Origin of the sequence: Aquimarina litoralis (assembly GCF_019295435.1) — a bacterium.
GTDB classification, from domain to species: Bacteria; Bacteroidota; Bacteroidia; order Flavobacteriales; family Flavobacteriaceae; genus Aquimarina; species Aquimarina litoralis_A.
Genome location: NZ_WEKL01000004.1, coordinates 138,687 through 160,185 on the forward strand (window position 1 = coordinate 138,687; position 21,499 = coordinate 160,185).

General features: G+C 34.1%; 20 protein-coding genes. 1 reads left to right on the top strand and 19 read right to left on the bottom strand.

All coding sequences use genetic code 11. From position 1 onward, the window contains the following. Positions 1-332 precede the first annotated feature (332 nt). On the top strand, positions 333-2,756 hold the full coding sequence (locus GBO31_RS03650; protein ID WP_219006956.1) for a T9SS type B sorting domain-containing protein: 2,424 nt from the start codon (positions 333-335) through the stop codon (positions 2,754-2,756). A 4-nt stretch (positions 2,757-2,760) separates the two neighbouring features. On the opposite strand, the gene GBO31_RS03655 is transcribed toward GBO31_RS03650, so the two are convergent. From GBO31_RS03655 to GBO31_RS03745, 19 genes are all read right to left on the bottom strand, one after another. Continuing rightward, positions 2,761-3,498 carry a metallophosphoesterase family protein gene (locus GBO31_RS03655; RefSeq protein WP_219006957.1) on the bottom strand — a complete coding sequence of 246 codons (738 nt, stop codon included), beginning with the start codon at positions 3,496-3,498 and terminating at the stop codon, positions 2,761-2,763. Next, complete coding sequence (locus GBO31_RS03660) at positions 3,495-4,046, bottom strand: 2OG-Fe(II) oxygenase (RefSeq protein WP_219006958.1); 552 nt, start codon at positions 4,044-4,046, stop codon at positions 3,495-3,497. Before GBO31_RS03660 ends, GBO31_RS03655 begins: the two co-directional genes overlap by 4 nt. Before the next feature lie 55 nt (positions 4,047-4,101). Continuing rightward, on the bottom strand, positions 4,102-4,647 hold the full coding sequence (locus GBO31_RS03665) for an RNA 2'-phosphotransferase (protein ID WP_219006959.1): 546 nt from the start codon (positions 4,645-4,647) through the stop codon (positions 4,102-4,104). Further along, on the bottom strand, positions 4,634-5,050 hold the full coding sequence (locus GBO31_RS03670) for an ADP-ribosylation/crystallin J1 (RefSeq protein WP_219006960.1): 417 nt from the start codon (positions 5,048-5,050) through the stop codon (positions 4,634-4,636). Before GBO31_RS03670 ends, GBO31_RS03665 begins: the two co-directional genes overlap by 14 nt. Before the next feature lie 108 nt (positions 5,051-5,158). Beyond that, a complete protein-coding gene (locus GBO31_RS03675; RefSeq protein ID WP_219006961.1) occupies positions 5,159-5,674 on the bottom strand; it encodes an O-acetyl-ADP-ribose deacetylase in 516 nt (171 codons plus the stop codon). 2 nt (positions 5,675-5,676) lie between these two features. Then, on the bottom strand, positions 5,677-6,639 hold the full coding sequence (locus tag GBO31_RS03680; RefSeq protein ID WP_219006962.1) for a DUF1152 domain-containing protein: 963 nt from the start codon (positions 6,637-6,639) through the stop codon (positions 5,677-5,679). Between the two features lie 72 nt (positions 6,640-6,711). Then, positions 6,712-7,134 (bottom strand): macro domain-containing protein, encoded by a 423-nt coding sequence (locus GBO31_RS03685; protein ID WP_343211285.1) that lies wholly within the window; start codon positions 7,132-7,134, stop codon positions 6,712-6,714. Between the two features lie 14 nt (positions 7,135-7,148). Next, positions 7,149-7,742 carry a DUF4291 domain-containing protein gene (locus tag GBO31_RS03690; protein WP_219006963.1) on the bottom strand — a complete coding sequence of 198 codons (594 nt, stop codon included), beginning with the start codon at positions 7,740-7,742 and terminating at the stop codon, positions 7,149-7,151. Between the two features lie 10 nt (positions 7,743-7,752). Beyond that, positions 7,753-8,388, bottom strand: a complete 636-nt coding sequence (locus tag GBO31_RS03695; RefSeq protein WP_219006964.1) for a DUF4291 domain-containing protein — start codon at positions 8,386-8,388, stop codon at positions 7,753-7,755. A 253-nt stretch (positions 8,389-8,641) separates the two neighbouring features. Continuing rightward, positions 8,642-9,196, bottom strand: a complete 555-nt coding sequence (locus GBO31_RS03700) for an NADAR family protein (protein ID WP_219006965.1) — start codon at positions 9,194-9,196, stop codon at positions 8,642-8,644. Continuing rightward, the gene (locus tag GBO31_RS03705; RefSeq protein ID WP_219006966.1) at positions 9,193-9,651 is read right to left on the bottom strand and encodes a nucleoside 2-deoxyribosyltransferase domain-containing protein; all 459 of its coding nucleotides are present in this window, start codon (positions 9,649-9,651) and stop codon (positions 9,193-9,195) included. Before GBO31_RS03705 ends, GBO31_RS03700 begins: the two co-directional genes overlap by 4 nt. A gap of 83 nt (positions 9,652-9,734) precedes the next feature. Then, positions 9,735-10,559: a ribose-phosphate diphosphokinase gene (gene prs, locus GBO31_RS03710; RefSeq protein WP_219006967.1), complete on the bottom strand. Its 825-nt coding sequence runs from the start codon at positions 10,557-10,559 to the stop codon at positions 9,735-9,737. 203 nt (positions 10,560-10,762) lie between these two features. After that, complete coding sequence (locus tag GBO31_RS03715) at positions 10,763-11,443, bottom strand: NUDIX hydrolase (protein WP_219006968.1); 681 nt, start codon at positions 11,441-11,443, stop codon at positions 10,763-10,765. A 94-nt stretch (positions 11,444-11,537) separates the two neighbouring features. Further along, positions 11,538-13,805, bottom strand: a complete 2,268-nt coding sequence (locus GBO31_RS03720) for an aconitate hydratase (protein WP_219006969.1) — start codon at positions 13,803-13,805, stop codon at positions 11,538-11,540. 194 nt (positions 13,806-13,999) lie between these two features. Next, positions 14,000-16,777: a bifunctional aconitate hydratase 2/2-methylisocitrate dehydratase gene (locus GBO31_RS03725; RefSeq protein WP_219006970.1), complete on the bottom strand. Its 2,778-nt coding sequence runs from the start codon at positions 16,775-16,777 to the stop codon at positions 14,000-14,002. Between the two features lie 613 nt (positions 16,778-17,390). Next, positions 17,391-17,867 carry a hypothetical protein gene (locus GBO31_RS03730; protein ID WP_219006971.1) on the bottom strand — a complete coding sequence of 159 codons (477 nt, stop codon included), beginning with the start codon at positions 17,865-17,867 and terminating at the stop codon, positions 17,391-17,393. 413 nt (positions 17,868-18,280) lie between these two features. Beyond that, positions 18,281-19,234, bottom strand: coding sequence for an AAA family ATPase (locus GBO31_RS03735; RefSeq protein WP_219006972.1), 954 nt, complete (start codon positions 19,232-19,234; stop codon positions 18,281-18,283). 1 nt (position 19,235) lies between these two features. Then, positions 19,236-20,687 carry a peptidylprolyl isomerase gene (locus tag GBO31_RS03740; protein ID WP_219006973.1) on the bottom strand — a complete coding sequence of 484 codons (1,452 nt, stop codon included), beginning with the start codon at positions 20,685-20,687 and terminating at the stop codon, positions 19,236-19,238. After that, positions 20,650-21,498, bottom strand: coding sequence for a peptidyl-prolyl cis-trans isomerase (locus GBO31_RS03745; RefSeq protein WP_219006974.1), 849 nt, complete (start codon positions 21,496-21,498; stop codon positions 20,650-20,652). Before GBO31_RS03745 ends, GBO31_RS03740 begins: the two co-directional genes overlap by 38 nt. Position 21,499: the final 1 nt, after the last annotated feature.

The following is a 21,499-nucleotide window of genomic DNA, read 5'->3' on the forward strand; positions in this document are numbered from 1 at the left end:
AACAACTTACACACTAAAAATATTTTAAGAAACGTTCTCTATACGCATAAGAGAATTATTTTGGAATTCGTCCCTTTTATTCTAGATAAAATCAATTTGAAATCTGTTTTTATTAAAGTAGATATTCTTGTAAAGAGTACAGATTTGGTAGAGGATTTACTGTCGCTGGATATGCATCATTCTAAAAATTTTGGAAACACTTGTATTAGATCTATTGAAAAATGGATAATACAATAAAAACTAATAAATGAAGACTTTTTATTACTCGTCAGATTAAACCCAGAAGTTTTAATTGATCTCCTATGAAACCACCTTAAAACCAACCCCTCTATATGAAAACCTCTACTCTAAAGCGTATCCTATGCATTGGCTTTCTACTCTTTTCTTATTCTGTTTTTAGTCAAGCTCCAGGATGTCCTAATTTAGATGCTGGACCAGATCAAAGTACAGATTGTACAAATCTTTGTGTAGATCTTTCTGCAAATTTTTTAGAAACTGGACTTACAACAAGCTATGAAGTATCGTCTGTTCCTTATGCACCTCCATTTCCTTTTACTGGGCTTGCGAATCCAATAAGTCTTGGTGTCGATGATATTTGGTCAGGTGTTATCGATTTACCTTTTAATTTTTGTTTTTTTGGAGATACTTATAATCAGATTCAAGTTGGTTCAAATGGTGTGATACGACTTGAAGTCGATGCTTTAGACCAAAGTAATGAATGGCAATTTAATGAAGACCTTCCTGAAAATGTGAATCCAACTTTGGGCGAAGCTAATATTTTTGGTGTGGCTCATGATATCGATCCATCTATTACTAATACTTCTCCCGAAATTGGTTGGGAACTGCTAGGAACATCTCCCTGCAGAACCTTAGTTGTCTCTTACTCTTCTGTAGCTCACTTTAGTCCTAGTTGTAATAGTTTAACATCCACCTTTCAGATGGTTCTTTATGAAACGACCAATGTTATTGAGGTTTATGTAGAAGACAAACCTTTTTGTACTTCCTGGAATAGTGGAAATGCGGTAATTGGTATACAAAACAATCCAGGTACAATAGCTTTTGTTCCTCCGGGCAGAAATACTTCTGATGGTCCTTGGGATATTAGCAACGAAGCATGGCGATTTACTCCAAATGGTGCTCCCAATTACGAAATCTCTTGGTTTGATTCTTCTGGTGTGGAAATTGGTGATACTTCTACGATTAGTGTATGCCCAAATACGGACACAACATATACCGCAGAAATCGTATATACCAACTGTGATGGTGAGCAAATAACCTTAACAGATGATGTTACCGTAACTGGTACGGACTCTCCTAATGCTGGTGAAGATGGAACTTTAGATATCTGTCTAACGAGTCCTCCTGTTGACTTATATACTCAACTTAATGGAATTACTCCAACTACTGGTGGTACTTGGACACCTCCTTTAGCAAGTGGAACTGGAGTTTTTGATCCTGCTGTGGATCCTCCTGGTATTTACACCTATACCGTTACTGGAACTAACTGTCCAGATGATTCTGCGGATGTTACAGTAACAATAGTTAATGCTCCAAACGCTGGTGATCCCGGAACATTAGATGTATGTGAAAATGATGCTCCTATAGATCTTTTTACTATTCTTGGAGGAACACCAGATACCGGTGGAACTTGGTCTCCTACATTAAGTAGTGGAACAGGAGTTTTTACACCAGGCACAGATCCGGATGGAGTTTATACGTATACAATAGCTTCAGGAAACGGATGTGGAAATGCTAGTTCTGAAGTTACAGTACAAGCTGTTGCATTACCAACTATTACCAATATTGTCACTCAGTGTACTAACACTGGCTATGAGATTACGTATCAGACTGGACCTAATATTGTTGTTACTTCCTCTGCTGGAACGGTAGACACAGCTAATAATATCATTATTAATATTCCCTCTGGAACAGATATTACTATTACCTTAAGTTCCTCAATTGTAAGCAGCTGTTCGATTACAGAAACTGTTACTGCTCCAGATTGTTTTTGCCCACAAGTGCTACTTCCTAACACTGCACCTTTATGTGTTGATAACAATGGGCAGCCCATTAATGGCGAACCATTTCCCATTTTGGAAACAAACTTAGATCCTGCATTGTTTTCATTTGTATGGAGCTTAGATGGTGCTGTAATTCCAGGCGTTACTACCTCATCAATAATTGYCGAAAATCCCGGAGAATATGTTATCGAGTATACAAGCATAAGTAGTAATTCATGTATTGGTACTGCATCCACAACAGTAATTTTTATTGAAGAACCTGAATCCTTAGTTCTTAGTTTAACGAATGGTTTATTTTCTAGTGAGAATGGCATTCTTGCTACGGTAACAGGAGGTAGTGGGCCGTATGAATTCTCTTTAGACAATGGTTTTTTTCAAACAAATAACATTTTCAACAATGTTTCCTTAGGAACTCATACCGTAACCGTTCGGAATATAGATGGATGTGGCGAACTAACAGAAACTATTCTTGTGATAGGTTTTCCTGCTTTTTTCACGCCCAATAATGATGGTTTTAATGATTTCTGGAATGTTATTTCTGATGATAATGTACCAGATATGGATTTATTTATTTTTGATCGCTATGGAAGGTTACTTGCACAAATAGATCCTAACGGACAAGGATGGGATGGAGTTTATAATGGAACGCCTATGCCTGGAACAGACTACTGGTTTGTGGCAGAACTGAAAGATGGTTCTGATACCTATCGTAGCCATTTTACATTGAGGAGATAATACCCTAATTACGCCCTTTTTCTTCGGGATATAGGATTTGTAAAGGATCACTCTGCCAGAATTCTTTGGTATCAATATCCAAAATGGTAAGCTTTCCAGTAAAGGCTGCCCCTGTATCTATATTCCATAGATTATATGCTTTTATAGGAGTATCTCTTTTATAATCGGTTGTAGGAGTATGACCGATATAGATTTCCGTATAGTGATTGAATCGTTTTGGAGAGGTGAGTACATCTTCTAATGTTTTTTCATCTACTTTATCGGCCAATAATGCTGCTTCCCACAAGGTTCTATCCCAATAATAATTGGATTCGTATTCTTCTCGACCTACGCCATGCATAGAGGTAAAACCTGCATGAAGAAAGAGTCTATTTTGATTATCTATATGGTAATTCTTTAAAGTGTCTAAAAAGAAGTTTTTATGTTCAAAATTCGCTAAGTGACCTGACTTTATATAGCTCTGTATGGTTTCTTCGCCTCCATTAGCAAGCCAAACAGGATTTGTTGCTCCTTTCTGCAACCACAAACCACACCAAAGATCATGATTTCCTCTTATGAATACACATTTATTTGTCTTAGATAATTCTATCAGTTTATGAATCGTTTCTGCAGATTCACTCCATCCATCCACATAATCTCCCAAAAAGATTAATGTATCTTCTATAGTCACTTTAGCACGATCTAAAACTTGCAGTAGTGCTTTATAACCTCCGTGTATATCTCCAATTACAAGTGTTCTCATTCTTTTAACTTATACATTATATCTGTTCTAAGCACATATTTCTCTCCTGATATAATGGGTTTTCCTTCATGGCGTAATGGATGATGAAACAATAAAGCATCTCCAAGTTCAGGATTAATCGTAACACCATTTTCAAAATGAGTTTCCCCTCCTTCAAAATCTTGATTAAGATATATCAAAAATGAGAAAAAGCTACATTCCTTTTCATTCCGTTGGTAACTACCATCCCTATGCATTTTGAAACGTTGTCCTTCTTCATATTTATAAATCCGAAACATTTCATTGAGTCCACAGGCCTTATACTTTCCAAAATTTGTAACAACATGCGATGCTATCTTTTTCCATAATTGATCAGCCAATAACTGATCTTTGAATAAGATTCGTTGATTATTACGAATTCCTTTTATTTTGACTTGTCTGCCATCGATAGCCACTTTTGCTTCCTCAAAGGAAACCTGTTCCCCTTTCTCGATAAAATGATCACATTTTTCTTTACTTAGAAATTCTTTAATTAAATATATTTCTGGATGTAGTACTTCTTTAATCATTTATTTCGATTTTAAGACCTATGAGGTTTTGAAAACCTGATAGGTCTCATTACTTTCAAGTCTTAAACTCAATATATTCTGGAGGTACGTTATCCGTTAACCAAACTCCATTATCTGATTGATAGAATTTAATTCCATTTCTATGCATTTCTCCTGATCGCACTGATAATATGATAGGAACGCCTCTTCTCGCACCTACACGTGTAGCAGTTTCTCTTTCTTCACTCAAATGAACATGATGCCTGCTCATTTTTAGTAAGCCTTGTTTTTTAATGGCTTCTCTAAATTTACCTACCGTTCCATGATATAAGAATTCTGGTGGTTCTATGGGAGTATACTCCAAATCAACCTTTACGGAATGCCCTTGATTCGCCCTGATTTTGGTTTCATCATCATTAAAAGCAAATCTTTTTTTATCATTCGTAACTACCACTTCTTTTAGTATTTCTAAAGTAAGTTGATGACGATCTTTATTTGCTTTTTCTAGTAACTCATTTACATCTGCCCATCCATTTTCATCTAATACCAATCCTATTTTTCCTGGATTATGTCGTAGAATAAGGCTTAAAAACTTACTTATTTGCTTATTATTTTTCTTCATTTTTTTTAATAATTCTTTTTAATTCTTCATTTTCAGGACTAATATATTTCTTCCCGAAATACGCTTTTGTTATCCTGATTTCTCCAACTATATGATCATTAAACTCTTTCAACTCTTCTGCGGGCACCCATAATTCATTGTGAATGGGTCCTCCTACATTTTCAATCTTATATTTTAGAATGAATTCTGCATTCATGTCAAACACTGTTACAAAACCAGAGTATCCAGAACCTTCGTCATCCAAATTCCATTTGGTAGCGATTTCTATAGCATATGCTTCATTCATTACTGGATAAAAGATAGGTTGCCAATCTAATCTTGGTGGAAATCTCTTCCAATTGCTCTTGTGAATTAGCTCTAATTCTTTTAATCCAACAGGTCTGTATAACGTTGTTGTTTTCATTTTCCTCTTGTTCTTATTTTCTTTTTTTCATTGTCAAAAAACACTTCGACTCCCGATAGCTATCGGGACAGTGTGACAACATAAGCTATAGGATTATTTATAAAAAAGCTAGTTCACTTCTAGAATTTTCTGATATATTTTAAAATTCACCTCATCATAGCACACAAACAGCACTTCTTTCATATGTATCAGATTCGGGTCATTTGTTACCGTGCTAATAGCAATATTGGCTGCCAATTGTTTTGGAAACTTATAAATTCCTGTACTTATATTTGGAAAAGCAATCGTTTTACAATCATGCTCTACTGCTAGTCTTAGTGAATTACTATAACATTTGGACAAAGTCTTCTCTTTATCTTTTCCTCCATTATTCCAAACCGGTCCTACGGTATGAATAATATACTTTGCAGAAAGGTTTCCAGCGGTAGTGATAACTGCTTCTCCAGGATTACATTTTCCTTGTGTTGCTCTAATTTTTCTACAAGCTTCTAAAATCTCTTTTCCTCCTTTTCTATGTATAGCTCCGTCAACACCACCGCCTCCTAATAAGGAAGTATTGGCAGCATTTACGATTACATCTACCTCAACAGTTGTAATATCCGCTTGTAGTACTTTTAGTTTCATTTCTAAATAGGTATCTGTCGTTTTTCTCTATAATCCACTAGTGTTCTTCTATAATCAGCTAGTCTAGCTCTAAACTCTCCTACTGTATTTGTGCTTTTTATATACTCATAATAGGTGTTCTTCTTCATCACATTTTCTAACTTAAAACTCCAATAAATTGTCATTAATGGATTGATCCATAATTCGCTTCCTTTGGTTCTTGATGTTCTGTGATAGTCTCCATAATTTCCTTCTAAAGCGCTAATTATAGAATTGGAAACAATACTTTCCATTCCTTTCATTTTAGTATCTACAAAATCAATAGCTTCTTTATATTTTTGACCTTCAGTCATAGAATTCAATACCTGAAAAGATCCTAAATAAGCTTCTTCTCTATCTAATTCAGCCAGATTTTCGAGAAATCTGTAATGTGAAACTCCATGATAATGATCTACCCCAAATCCCACACTCAATAATAATTTCTTATCCACTTTAGTCTGAAATACTGCTGCCATGGAACAAATATCTTCTTGAGGAGTTCCCAATCCTTCTTCATCTCCAAACATTAAACAATCAGTTCCTCCATCAACCAATACAACAGTATCTATTTCATGTTTATCTACTAAAAACTGGTAGGCTTCTTTTAGTGGTTGCACTGCAGTTCTTTCGAAGGCATAAATGTCTACTAAAATTCCTTGTAGATGGAACCATAACTTAAGGTACTTCTCTGGGAAATATTTGGGTATGGTATGCACTTGATCTCCAGGTCTTATCTTGTAACAAAATGGAAATACTGATTCTGATGATGTATCATTTAATCTGGTAAATGAATAATTAGCAATTGTTACTTTTTTACCTTGTTTTATTAAACTAAAGTATAGTGGAATCGCTGCATAAATATCAAAACCACCGCCCATTCCTGCTAAAAGAATATTATTACTTTTTTCGATTTCTTGAAAAAAAGGTATTTTATCTAAAGTGTACATAGTTTTATTCATTTAAATTTTAACCAAAATCATAGACATACACATCTATATCATGCTGCAATAAGGTTTCTTCTATAATAGGTTCAATTCTTTCCATTTGCCACCAGCCAATCCACAACCAATTCTTGGCATATGAATACTTGCATTTAGTTCTTTTGCTTCGACTGCAATTTTCTCTAAACATTGCTGCACAGCTTCATATCTGATTGGAACTCCTTTACTACCAGTTTTGATTCCTTGCTGAGCAATCATATTACCTACATGTTTATCATCGGAAACCTTCACTATTTGAATAGCTCCTAACTCAAAATCATTTTTTGATCGGTTTCTATGCCATTCTCTATAGGCTTTTTCTGGTTCTAGCCATCGTTTTGATATTGCTACTACAAAACCTTTACCCCAACCACCAATATTGTTGCAGATATGAACAATCAGCTTTGTTCCTTTAGCTTGTGGAACTGTTGCATCTCCTTTTATATAGGTTATTGTTTTCATTTCTCCTATTCTGTTTACCTAATTCCTATGCTTTGTTGTATACTTTCCGATACTGTATACACTTTCTCATCCGGAACTAGTCTTTTCGCTTCTTTATATTTTCCCTTTTTAATCAGGTCTTTTATTTTCCTCGTTAAAGGTGTCAAATCCACTATTTCTTGGATCCATTCTTCATTATATTCTTTGATCAGATCTCTACCAATTCCAACTTGTATGGATCGCATGTCCATTTTGGCTCCTTTCAGCGTTCTTTCAGGATCCCACTGAATATGCACTTTCGCATTTTCAAACGCTTGTTTCCATACCGATCCACTTTTATAAATAGCTTTATCTGGATCGGTCAACACTCCTAATGACAATGCTTTCTCCCAACCTGCTCTCGTAATTTTTATGGCAAGTATATATTCCTGATTGGATTTTGTTCCCCAATTACTTCTAGCCATTAACCATAAATAGGAAGGTTTTATCCAAGTCATTCTATGAAAAGAAAATGGAGTTTCGAACTTATTATACTGAATTGCAGGCAAGGCAATCGCTTTACTATATGCCTGATACACCGTAATTATTTCTCGATCATAGTTTGCACGTATTTCTTGAACTCTTCCCATTTTCAATTCTTTATTTCAATTTCAAATACTTGTTTAATTCCACATTCTCAAAAAGCATTGGTTTTTCAAAAGGTGTCACTAATTGCTCTAAATCTCCTGATTTCACAAACTCATATTGTTTTTTGACAAAAGCTGAGATATCCTCGATCTCTAGAATATCATCTTTAACAAAGGATCTTATAAATTCCTTTCTTAGTCCAATTTGGATGGCTCTTCTTTCTAATTTGGCTCCATAAGGATTATGATCAGGGTCYCATTGCAATCGAACATTTGAATTAGCTACATCTTTTTGCCATAATTCATACGATTCGTATAAATCGGGTTTAAAAGATGAATACACAGCATTCTCTAAATACTTCTCAAAGGCTGTTCTTTTTAAATGAATTGCCAAGACTACTTCCTGCCCTTCTTTAGTTCCCCAACCATTTCGATACATCATCCAAAGAAAATTAGGTTTTATCCATGTCATTCTTTCCAGACTGAAAGCACCGTCAAAGAATTGATTTTGCACTGCAAAATTCCCAATTTCAGGTCTATAGGATTGATACACTATAATTTTCTCATCGTCATACTGTGCCATGATATGATATCCATCTTGTGGCCAGTATGGTTCTTGTTCTTTATATTTTTTTAATTCAAGTTTCATTTTATCTATTATTATTTTCTTTTTTCCATTGCCGAAAAAAGAAACAAAAAAGTCTAGTCTTATGAAATTTCAACTAAAAACATCGTTCTCTTCTCTAAATTAAATTAAAACCTTTTTGAGTTACTTGAACTTTAAGTTTTCACAGGAAAACAGGTTTTGTATTTTTATTCTGACGCTACAAAAATTTAATTTTACGCTGCGTACACTTCGTTTTTTACGTTGAAATTTCAATAGGACGAATTATTATTCTACTTTAACTTTCTTCATTTAATTCATCTCTTACCTCCATCAGTGCAAAACCTAGTAAGTTTTGTCCTCTCCATAAATTGGGATTTTTCGCTTTTTCATTTGCTTGTCCCATTCCAATTCCCCATATGCGATCTCTTGGACTTGCTTCTACAATGATTCTGTTCTTTGTATCTAGTAAAAATTGTTTCATTTCTTCATCCTGTGAAAACTTATGGAAATTTCCTTCTTTCACAATCTCATATTTATGCTGATTCCAAATCTCTGGATCAAAATTTTTCACTTTTCTACCAAATTGTTTGGCTTCCATAGGATGGTTACAGTCTATGATTTCTTTTAACATGATTTCATCATTAAACAAAATAGCTTTCTTAGCCATCATCCAATGTTCAGCAGTTTTATAGCATACTCCTTCTACCTCAAAAGCATTATTCCACCACTGACTAAAACAACTTTTACCAATACTACCATCTTTATTAGGAGTATGTCCCCAAAAGAATAGATACTTCAGGCTTTTCCCTTTATTAAATTGTTCTTGTATATTTTGTATGGTATACTTCATTGTACTCTTTCTTTTATTTCACGAACCAATTCGTTTAAACTTCTTACTTGTTGTATTCCATATCGTTCACAAACGATATCTACATTTCCTTTTCTCCAAAACCCATCAGGACAACAAACGATTAACTTTCTGCTTTTGGCAAACAATCCTAATTCCAATAAGGTAATAGGAGACTTTGTATTTTTATCAAAGTACATGATGATCATATCTGATTTTTCTAGTGCTTCTAACTCCCAGTTTACCTGTTTATTAAATACTGGATCATCGATAGTCTGTTTCCAACTTTGATCCCAACTATCCCTTCTTGGGTTGAGTATGGTTACTTTTTCATTAGATAATTCTTGAATCACTATGTCTTGCCATCGTTTGGCAACACCAACTTCGATACTTCCTGCTAAAAAAACGCTGAGGTTTTTATCAAGTTCTATTGTAGATGGTGCTTTGATTAGGTTCATGGTAATACTCGTTTGATTGTTATTCTTATTATTTCATTAGTTCATTCTTTACAACACTTCGACAAGCTCAGTTTTGTACTAACTTATTTACCTACCGGAAACTGAACTACTCCATCTTCATCGACATCCCTAAAAGAATTGGTGGTAAAAACCGTATCAAAAGATTTCTTTAGTTCTTCAAAACCTCTGCTAAAAATCCCATGAGTTACGATCAAACTTAATTTCCCTGCATTCTTTTCTTGTAAAGCTGTTGCTAATCCTAAAAATGTTCCTCCTCCATCACAGATATCATCCACAATTACACAATGTTTTCCTTTTAAATCCTCTTCATATACTCTAAATCCCGACAACTTTCCTGTTTTTACATCTCTTTTCTTAGAACATTCTATTACTTCAATACCTCCTAAATACTCAGATACTTTATAGATCTTTTTTAGCGCTCCTCCATCTGGAGAAATTAACAACACCTCTTCTTCAATATAATTCAAACACTGTTTTACAAACTCATAATTCTGAATCACCTTTACATTATTCAATAATGCTGGCGTCACCTCTGAATGTGGATCAAAGACCATTACTTCACTATAATTCTGAGCATTTATGATATCTGCATACACTTTTACACTCAATGCTTCACCAGAAACCATCACTCTATCTTGTCTTGCTGCTGGAAAATAAGGAATCAACACCTTAATCTCTTTTACATCCATTCTTCGTAATGCTTCTGTAGCAACCAATAACAATCCCACTTCATTAAATGAATTTAACCGATGAGTGATAGTTACCGCATTACCTATATTCTTTTCTGCGATTTTGATATGTGGTTCTCCTCCATTAAAAACAAATGCGTTAAACTCAATTGACTTTCCAAAAGGTGTAAACGATGGGTCTAAATGTAAAAACTTCATAATTGTGTTATTTTTACGCAAATTTAAAATAGAAAAATATATCTACAAAATATTTTGCGTAAAAATTACAATAAAAAGAATTTTTGATACATTTCGAATTACAAGGATTACCAACCCTTCCGTTTTTATAAAACAAGTTTGTTTTATAAAACCACCTTCCCTTCCAAGCGAAGGAACCTATGAAATTATTAAAAGCTGTTGGATTATTTTATATCAAAAAGGAAACCTTCATCTTTTAGTTTGAAGTATTGCTTTTGATTAAATTTAAAGAGGTTTGCAGGTCTTCCTCTTCCTTCGGATACTTTTTCGGCTAATTCTTCTAAGATTCCAAAACTTAAAATTTTCTTACGGAAGTTTCTACGATCGATTTGTTTATCCAAGATGGTCATGTAGAGTTTTTCTAGATCAGAAAACAAAAATTTATCTGCTAACAAATCAAAACCTATAGGTTCATAGGTAAGTTTGTTTTGTAATCGCTTTTTAGCCATTTCAAGAATCGTAGCATGATCAAAAGCTAACTCAGGAAGTTCATTAATATCAAACCAAGCAACATCACTTGCATCGGTATCCGCTTTGATCGTATGATGTTCTGGTTTCACTAGTCCAAAATAGGTTACGCTGACTACTCTATTTCTAGGATCTCTACCTGGTTTCCCAAAAGAATATAATTGTTCCAAATAATCCACAGTTGCATTGGTCTCTTCTCTTAGTTCTCGTTCTACAGCTTCTTCCAAGCTTTCGTTTTCGAGAACCAAACCACCTGGCAAAGCCCAAGAATCTTTAAAAGGCTCTATATTTCTTTTGATTAATAGCACATGTAATGTCTTGTCTTTATATCCAAAGACTACCGCATCTACAGCTACTTTAATATTTTGGCGTATCATATACGCAAATTTATAAAATTACAAAGCTTTATAAAATAAAAACTCCCGAAGAATGATCTTCGGGAGCATTATTTACTTCTATTCGATTATATCTTTAAGCGTTCTGTTTCTTTATTAAATTCAACGCAGATCCTTCTTTAAACCATTCGATTTGTGAATCATTATAAGTATGATTTACCTCAATCACATCTTTTGACCCATCAGTATGTACAAACTCTAGACTTAATGTTTTTCCAGGTGCAAAAGCATTTAAATCTAAGAAGTTAATCGTATCATCTTCCTGAATTTTATCGTAATCACTTTCATTTACAAAGGTAAGTCCTAACATTCCTTGCTTTTTCAGATTAGTTTCATGAATACGAGCAAATGATTTTACAATAACTGCCACCACACCTAAATGTCTTGGTTCCATTGCCGCATGCTCCCGTGAAGAACCTTCTCCATAGTTATGATCTCCTACTACAATCGTTGGAACACCTGCAGCTTTGTATGCTCTTTGTACCGTTGGCACTCCATCATACTCTCCTGTTAACTGGTTTTTTACAAAGTTTGTCTTCTTATTATAGGCATTTACCGCTCCTATTAAACAGTTATTAGAAATGTTATCCAAATGTCCTCTATAACGCAACCAAGGCCCAGCCATTGAAATATGATCCGTAGTACATTTCCCAAAAGCTTTGATCAATAATTTTGCTCCTTTAACATCATCTCCAATAGGTTCAAAAGGAGTTAACAATTCTAAACGCTCCGAATTTGGATCTACCACTACTTCTACTCCACTTCCATCAGCTACTGGCTCTAAATATCCATTTTCTTTTACTTCGAATCCTTTTGGCGGCAATTCCCAACCTGTTGGTTCGTCTAACATTACTTCTTGTCCGTCTTCATTTATCAATTTATCTGTAATCGGATTAAAATCTAAACGCCCTGCGATCGCAATGGCTGCTGTTAGTTCTGGAGAGGCTACAAAAGCATGTGTATTTGGATTTCCATCAGCACGCTTTGCAAAATTCCTATTAAAGGAATGCACAATACTATTTTTAGGTGCATTCTTTGGATCTTCGTAACGACCCCATTGCCCTATACATGGTCCACAAGCATTGGTGAATATTTTAGCATCCAATTTCTCAAACACATCAAGAATACCATCTCTTTCTGCTGTGTACCTCACTTGTTCAGAACCTGGATTGATTCCAAATTCTGCTTTAGTTTTTAATCCTTTATCTAACGCCTGCTGAGCAATAGAAGACGCTCTCGACAAATCTTCGTATGAAGAGTTTGTACAAGAACCGATCAATCCCCACTCTACTTTAATCGGCCAATCATTAGCTGTTGCTTTCTCCGTCATTGCTGAACCAACTTCTGTAGATAAATCTGGTGTAAAAGGTCCATTTAATAATGGCCCTAATTCAGAAAGGTTGATATCTATCACCTGATCAAAATATTGTTCTGGATTTGCGTATACTTCTGGATCTGCGGTCAGGTATTCTTTTACTTCATTTGCAGCATCTGCCACATCTGCTCTATCGGTAGCCCTTAAATATCGCTCCATAGACTCGTCATACCCAAATGTAGAGGTGGTAGCACCAATCTCTGCGCCCATGTTACAAATAGTACCTTTTCCAGTACAAGACATTGCCGTTGCACCTGGCCCAAAATATTCTACAATAGCTCCTGTTCCTCCTTTTACTGTCAGAATCTCGGCTACTTTTAAAATCACATCTTTTGGAGCTGTCCAACCAGATAATTTACCTGTTAATCGAACTCCAATGAGTTTTGGAAATTTAAGTTCCCAAGCCATTCCTGCCATTACATCCACAGCATCTGCTCCACCTACACCAATGGCTACCATTCCTAATCCTCCTGCATTTACAGTGTGCGAATCCGTACCGATCATCATTCCTCCAGGAAACGCATAATTTTCTAACACTACTTGATGTATGATTCCTGCTCCTGGTTTCCAAAAACCTATTCCATATTTATTGGAAACAGATTCTAAGAAATTGAACACTTCGTTACTATTATTTAAAGCAGTTTGTAAATCTACTGTAGCTCCTACTTTTGCTTGAATCAAATGATCACAATGTACGGTAGTAGGAACTGCTACTTTTTTCTTTCCGGCTTGCATGAACTGTAATAATGCCATTTGTGCTGTAGCATCCTGACAAGCAATACGGTCTGGAGCAAAATCCACATAATCTTTTCCTCTGACAAAAGCATTTTTAGCTTTTCCATCCCAAAGATGCGAATACAAAATTTTCTCTGCTAGTGTTAAAGGTTTGCCCGTTACTTCTCGGGCAGCGTCTACTCTTTCAGCAACTTGAGCATACACCTTTTTAATCATATTAATATCGAATGCCATAAGACTTATATATATTTCCGTTAATTTTTATTAGGTATTGAAAGATACGAAATATAGCAGGACTACGAAATGGTATTATGATTATAAAAAAACACTTTTTATTAAATAGCGAACTTCTAAAAATATTTAAAAAAGAAAGCCTTAGCATATTAGATACTAAGGCTTTCTTATTATGTTTTAAAAACAAATATTTGTTAAACAACTAATTGTTTTTGAGAAGGCTTAAATTTCGTTAATACAATACCCTTGACAGCAGCTTGGTATTCTTCTAATGTTGGAGTTCTTCCCAAAATTGAAGATAAAACTACTACTGGTGTTGATGATAATAACGACTCTCCTTTTTTCTCTTTTGAATCTCTTACAACACGGCCTTGGAACAAACGAGTAGAAGTTGCCATTACTGTATCACCTGGTTCTGCTTTTTCCTGATTACCCATACATAGGTTACATCCTGGACGCTCTAAATACAATACGTTTTCATATTTAGTGCGTGCCGCCGCTTTTGGTGCAGCATCATCAAATACAAAACCTGAATATTTAGCTAATACTTCCCAGTCTCCTTCAGCTTTTAACTCATCTACAATATTATAGGTTGGAGGAGCAACTACCAAAGGTGCATTAAATTTAACTTCTCCTTGTTGCGCTTCAATATTCTTCAGCATTTGTGCTAAAATCTTCATATCTCCTTTGTGAATCATACAAGATCCTACAAAACCTAAATCAACCTTCTTTGTTCCTCCATAAAATGACAATGGTTGGATATTATCATGTGTATAACGCTTAGAAACATCTTCATTATTTACATCTGGATCCGCTATCATTGGTTCCACAATCTCATCTAAATCAATAACTACTTCTGCATAATATTTGGCATCAGCATCTGGTCTTAAAGCAGATCTTTTCCCAGATGCAAGTTCAGCAATACGATTATTTGCTTTGTCTACCAAACCTTGTAGTACTTGCTTCTCATTATCCATTCCCTTATCAATCATAATTTGAATACGATCTCTAGAGATTACCAATGATTCTATTAATGTTTCATCTTCTGATACACAAATAGAAGCTTTTGCTTTCATTTCGGCAGTCCAATCAGTGAATGTAAATGCTTGATCAGAAGTTAGGGTACCAATATGTACTTCTATAATTCTTCCCTGGAAAACATTTTCACCTTCAAATTGATCTAACATTTGTTGTTGTGTAGCATGCACTACATCACGGAAATCCATATAGGGAACCATTTCTCCTTTAAATGTCACTTTCACTGACTGAGGAATTGGCATTGTAGCTTCACCAGTTGCTAGTGCTAAGGCTACCGTTCCAGAATCTGCTCCGAAAGCAACTCCTTTTGCCATTCTAGTGTGTGAATCACCTCCTATGATCACATCCCAATCATCAACTGCGATATCATTCAATACTTTATGAATCACATCGGTCATTGCATGATATACTCCTTTCGGATCACGACCTGTAATTAGTCCAAAGTCGTTCATAAACTTCATCAATCTAGGAATATTCGCTTTTGACTTATCATCCCAAACGGAAGCCGTATGACATCCTGATTGATATCCTGCATCTACAATTGGAGAAATCACCGTGGCAGCCATCATTTCTAACTCTTGAGAAGTCATTAATCCTGTTGTATCCTGAGAACCAACAATATTTACCTCAACACGTGTATTTGATCCTGCATGTAAGGTAACTCCTGGTGTATTTCCTACTGCATTTCTATTAAAAATCTTTTCAACTGCAGTTAATCCTTGTCCTTCAATAGAAATCTCTTTTGATGGAGCGTATACTTGCGGTACATCTATACCTAAAACTTTACAGGCGAATGTTTGCAATTTTTTTCCAAAAACTACAGCATAAGACCCTCCAGCTTTGATAAACTCCATTTTTTGCGGAGTTAAGGCTGTGGAGATATCTTTTAACTCTTTATCTCCGTTATATAATTTCTTTTCTTTAGTATTTATGGTTAAAACCGTACCCGTTTTAACAGAATATACTTCTTTTAAAATTGGATCACCATCTTCATCTACGATCGTATTTCCATTTTCATCCTTTTGTTTTACCCAATTTTTAAGATCGATACCTATACCTCCTGTTACACCAACAGTAGTTAAGAAAATTGGAGCAATTCCATTTGTTCCTGCAATTACAGGAGCAATATTAATAAATGGCACATAAGGACTTGAAGGAATACCTGTCCATAATGCAACGTTATTTACACCAGACATCCTTGAAGAACCAACTCCCATAGTTCCTTTTTCGGCAATTAACATTACACGCTTATTCGGATGTTGCTTTTGTAATGCTAATAATTCATTCTGCATGTCTTTGTTATGCTCAAACATAGATTGACCATGCAATTCACGGTCTGATCTAGAGTGTGCATCAGCACCTGGAGAAAGTAAATCTGTTGAAATGTCTCCAACTCCCGCGATGTAGGTAACCACTTCTATTTTTTCATCTATTTCAGGTAATTTTGTAAAAAACTCCGCATTTGCATAACTTTCTATAATTTCTTTAGCAACTGCACTACCAAGTTTCATTGCTTCTTCTAAACGTTCAGTATCTGCTTCATATAAAAACACTTGAGTTTTAAGAACTTTTGCCGCCTGTGCCGCTAATGAAGTATCAGTACCTAAAGCTAAATCTAGTAGCACTTCTACAGAAGGCCCACCTTTCATATGAGATAATTGCTCAAAAGCAAAAGCAACTGAAATTTCTTCAACTACAGATTCTCCAAGAATAATTTCCTTTAGAAATTTTGCCTTAACACCAGCAGCGGCAGTAGTACCTGGCAAAGTGTTATAAATAAAAAACTTCAAGGAATCTTCTCGATTCGAATTATTTTCATCTTTGATTTGCGAAATAATCTCGCTTAATAACTCAGCTCCATCAATTGGTTTTGGGTGTAAACCTAGAGATTTTCTTTGTTCAATCTCCTTGATGTAATCATTATAAGTGTTCATACAATTTAAAATAGAATTCTTTCCTGGTTTAATTTAAATGCTGTTAGGAAAACGAATCTGTTTTCTTTCTGGTAATTTATAAAGTATACCAACAAATCGTTTTGAATAATAGCTAAAAAACTATATAATCTGTTGAGAAAACACTGAAGTCCTTACATCATTTTTAAACTTGTCTTTTTTTGCACTGTTTTGAGCAAAAACGAAAAACCATAGTTATCAATTCGTAGTGTATTTTATAAATTAAAGAATACTACTTATTTCTTAAAAAATACTCAATACTAAACGTGATATTGCTAAATTTTGCGTATTGACAAGTCCGACGAAAATACAAATTTTAAAGGATTTTTATCATATGAAAGACTGTAATGATATTTTTTTACATTTTTAGAAAAAATATGATATTTAATTATGTAAATCAACAATTATAAGGCGGTTAAAATGGCAATCAACTAAAAAAATATCTAATATTTTAAGCCTTATTTTAAAGAATTACGAAAACGTTATAGTTAGTTTATAAAATATTCCTCTAAAAACGGTCAATTTTATCTTATAAGTATAAAAAAGTGAAGTTTTATTAACTTCACTTTTTCACATTTATACATTACAAAAATTGTTAATCATCATTTTGCTCCTTTTCAGTATGTCTACCTTTTCTTCCTTTTTTACCTCTTTTTCCTTTCCTCCTTTTTATTTTCTCGTATTTTTCCTGCTGCTCCTTAGTTAATGTAGCCTCAAACTTACTTTTTGCTTCTTTCATTTCTTTCTTTTGAGACTCCTTAAGAGCTTTTTGATCATCACTCAAGATCGGTTTCAGTGCTTTATGCTTTCCCTTTCTAGAAAGATCCTCATTTTCTACAATAGCTAATTGCTCTTCATTATAGGTTGCTCTGAAAGATTTTCTATGTTCTTTATGAAGCTCTCTTTGATATTCTAATTGTTCTTTCTGATCTTCAGATAAACTCTCGTTAAACTCTTTTCTTAATTCTCTCCGCTGCTTACGATCTTCTCTTCTATCTGTTATTTCTTCTGATTGTGCTTTAATGGTTGATATTCCTAAAAACAAAATCATGCAGGTTACAATATATTTCATCTATCTATTTTCTTATTTATTAAACTATAATTTTTTGAACGTTCATTACTAAGACTTCTTAGAATAAAAAAGGTTTAATTTAGAAGGTAAAAATTACATTGTTCTGTTCATCTATTTAGTTTTCTAAAGAAGTGGTAACCTAAGATCATAAGGATAGATCTTTATTTTCTCTTTACATCATAAGTATAACTACAGGAAGTTTCTATACAAAGGCTTAAAATGAATTAAAAAAAAGTTAAAAAAAGGGAATATTCCCCTGTACCTTTTATTTTCGCACCTTCAAATTGAAAATATTAGGAAATGGTTTTTCCCCAAGTATCCATTCCCGTAAAATTCAATTGTTCATAATTACAAAAAAGCCCGTTACCTGCTTAACGGGCTTTTTAAATTTTAACGATATTTTGTAGGGTGTTTTAGAACAAACTTTGGATAATATCTTCGATGCTTACACCTTCTGCTTCTGCTTTATAATTTTTGATCATTCTATGACGAAGAATCCCAGTTGCAACAGCTTGAACATCTTCCTGATCTGGAGAGAATTTTCCTTTTACAGCAGCATTTGCTTTTGCTGCTAATATCAAATTTTGTGAAGCTCTTGGTCCTGCTCCCCAATCGATATAATTCTTTACTAGATCGGTTGCTGAATCTTCATTAGGTCTTGTTTTCGAAACCATTCTAACCGCATATTCTACAACATTATCAGCTACCGGAATACGGCGAATCAATTGTTGAAAATCAATAATTTCTTGCGATGTAAATAATGGATTGATTGTTACTTTATTGTCTCCTGTAGTACTTTTAACCACTTCTACTTCTTCCTGAAAACTTGGGTATTTTAGTTCTATTGCAAACATAAAACGGTCCAATTGTGCTTCTGGCAATGGATAAGTTCCTTCTTGTTCTATTGGGTTTTGTGTTGCTAACACAAAATAAGGTAGATCTAATTTGTAATGGTGACCTGCAACGGTGACCGCTCTTTCCTGCATCGCTTCCAAAAGTGCAGCTTGCGTTTTTGGTGGTGTCCTGTTAATCTCATCTGCAAGTATGATATTGGAAAAAACAGGTCCTTTTATAAACTTAAAATGTCTAGACTCATCTAAGATTTCGCTTCCCAAAATATCACTTGGCATTAGATCTGGCGTAAATTGAATTCTTTTAAAATCCAATCCTAATGCACGAGATATCGTATTTACCATTAAGGTTTTGGCCAATCCAGGCACTCCGATTAAAAGCGCGTGCCCTCCTGAAAATATAGAAATAAGAATCTGATCGATTACTTCTTCCTGACCTATGATTATTTTTGCAATTTCTTTTTTGAGTTCGGTATGTTTGCTTACCAGTTTTTCTACTGCTGCAACGTCAGACATATTATTTTTCTTTTTTTAACCAGTTACCGCTAAACTCACAGTCTCTGTACTCACCATTAATTTTTATATATGTATCATTAATTTTTTCCTCTTGCCACTTTCGTATAGCCTCAATTTGCTTTTTTCTAAGCGCTAATTCCTGTATTTTAAGGTAATCCTTAGCATAATCAGCGATATGYTCATCATAGCGATTTAAAACAGTAATTAGTTTGAACTTTTTACGACCTTGACGGTCTTGATCAGGAATTACCAAAGAAACTTCATTGGTTTTTAATTTTGATACTTGATCGTACAATATAGGATCAATTTTGGTAAGTTCAAAACGAGTATCTCCAGTTGTTGGATTTATTAATTGCCCTCCATCCTCTTTCGTTTCTTTTTCATTACTGAATTTTCTTGCTGCTTCTTTAAAATCAATAGTTTCAGAAACTATTGCTGTACGAACAGAATCTACCAACTTTTGTGCAACTTCAACACTTTCTCTAGTTACATCAGGAATTAATAAAATATGTCGCACATCGATTTCTTCTCCTCTAATTTTATCTAGTTGTATGATATGCCAACCAAAATCTGTTTTAAACGGTTCACTTACCTCTCCTACTTGCAAACTGAAGGCAACGTCTTTAAATTCTTTGGCAAATGGAGTTTGCCTGTTCAATGTATACTTACCTCCTTTTGATTTCGATCCAGGATCCTGAGAATATAATACCGCTTTAGTAGCGAAACTACTACCATTTTCTACGATATCTGTTCTAAATTGTTTCAACCTATCGATTACCTTTTGTTCTTCTTCATCTGGTATTTCAGGCTCGATTACGATTTGTGCAAGTTCTAATTCTGTTCCAAACAGTGGTCTTTCATCTTTTGGTATATCATCAAAAAACTCTCTTACTTCTTCTGGAGTGATTTCAATTTCCTCTACGATCTTAGATCGCATTTGTTCTGCTAATCGATTTCCTTTATTAATTTCGAAAAGTTCTTTTCTAAAATCAGCTTCACTATCTTTTCCATAAAATTTTATCACTTTTTCTAAAGTACCCAATTCTCTGGTCATATAGTTTAATTGTTGATCTACCATAGAATTTACCTCAGCATCTGTTACAATAACGCTATCTTGAACAGCATGATGAGCGTACAGTTTATTTTCGAATAAACTTCCCGCTAATTCGCAACGGCTTACATCTGCTGCAGAAACACCTTCACTAAGTAATTGCTGATAAGCGATAGTAATATCACTTTCAAGTATTACATACTCTCCTATTACCGCAGCAACTCCGTCGATTTTAATTTTTTGAAATGGTTTAACAGAATCATCGTTTTGCGCTACTTCTTTCTTTTCATCTTCAATAATCTCTTGGGCATGTATTTTCATACCTGTATTAGCTCCTACTAATACTAAAAGACAAATAATATTCTTAATTATAGATTTCAAATTGTTTGTTTTTAATAGCATCTTTAGTAATATCCTTTTCTAATTTTTTTATCAATTCCCTCTTTMTTTTGTTGAGTATAATCTGTCTTATTGTTGGTTTAATATATATCAAAGGTGCTGTTTCATTTTTGGTTAGTACCTCTTTAATTTTAATCATATAAACTCCTAAAGAGTCACGCAGTTGCACATATTTACCATTTTTTAAGATCTTATTCTTATCTTGATTTTTAAGAACTGGTATCTTATTCAATACCTGATCAAACTTTACCCAAATAGAATCATTGAATGAAAATGTCGTGAATTCCAACTTTTTATCTAGTAATTCTTCTTGATCTTCTTCATTAAAACGATTAAAACGTGTTTGCGTTGCAACAATATTGTTATAATCAGGTGGCAAATGTAAGTAACGTAACTTTACTAATTCTTCATTAAGCACAAAATTTTCGATATTTCCCGAATAATAAGAGGTCATATCGGCATCTGTAACTTCCATATTTATGGATTTATTAATTACAGCGTCCTTATAAGCATTGATATATAAGGTGCTTTTATAATCTTCTACAAGATTATCAAACTCTTTTAATTCTGACTCCGTTAAGTTTCTTTTAGACTGATCAATAAACAATTGTCTAGTAGCCCAAATATTGATATAATTATTTACAATATTCAAACTATCCTCTTTTGGAGTATTCTTAGGCACAAGATCTTTGATCTCATCTTTATATAGATAAGTCTCATTAACTCTTGCAATTACCTCTCTATTGGCAGAGCGATCTATATTTTTACAAGATATAAGTAAGAGAAAAAGTACTATGATATAAGTACATCGCATA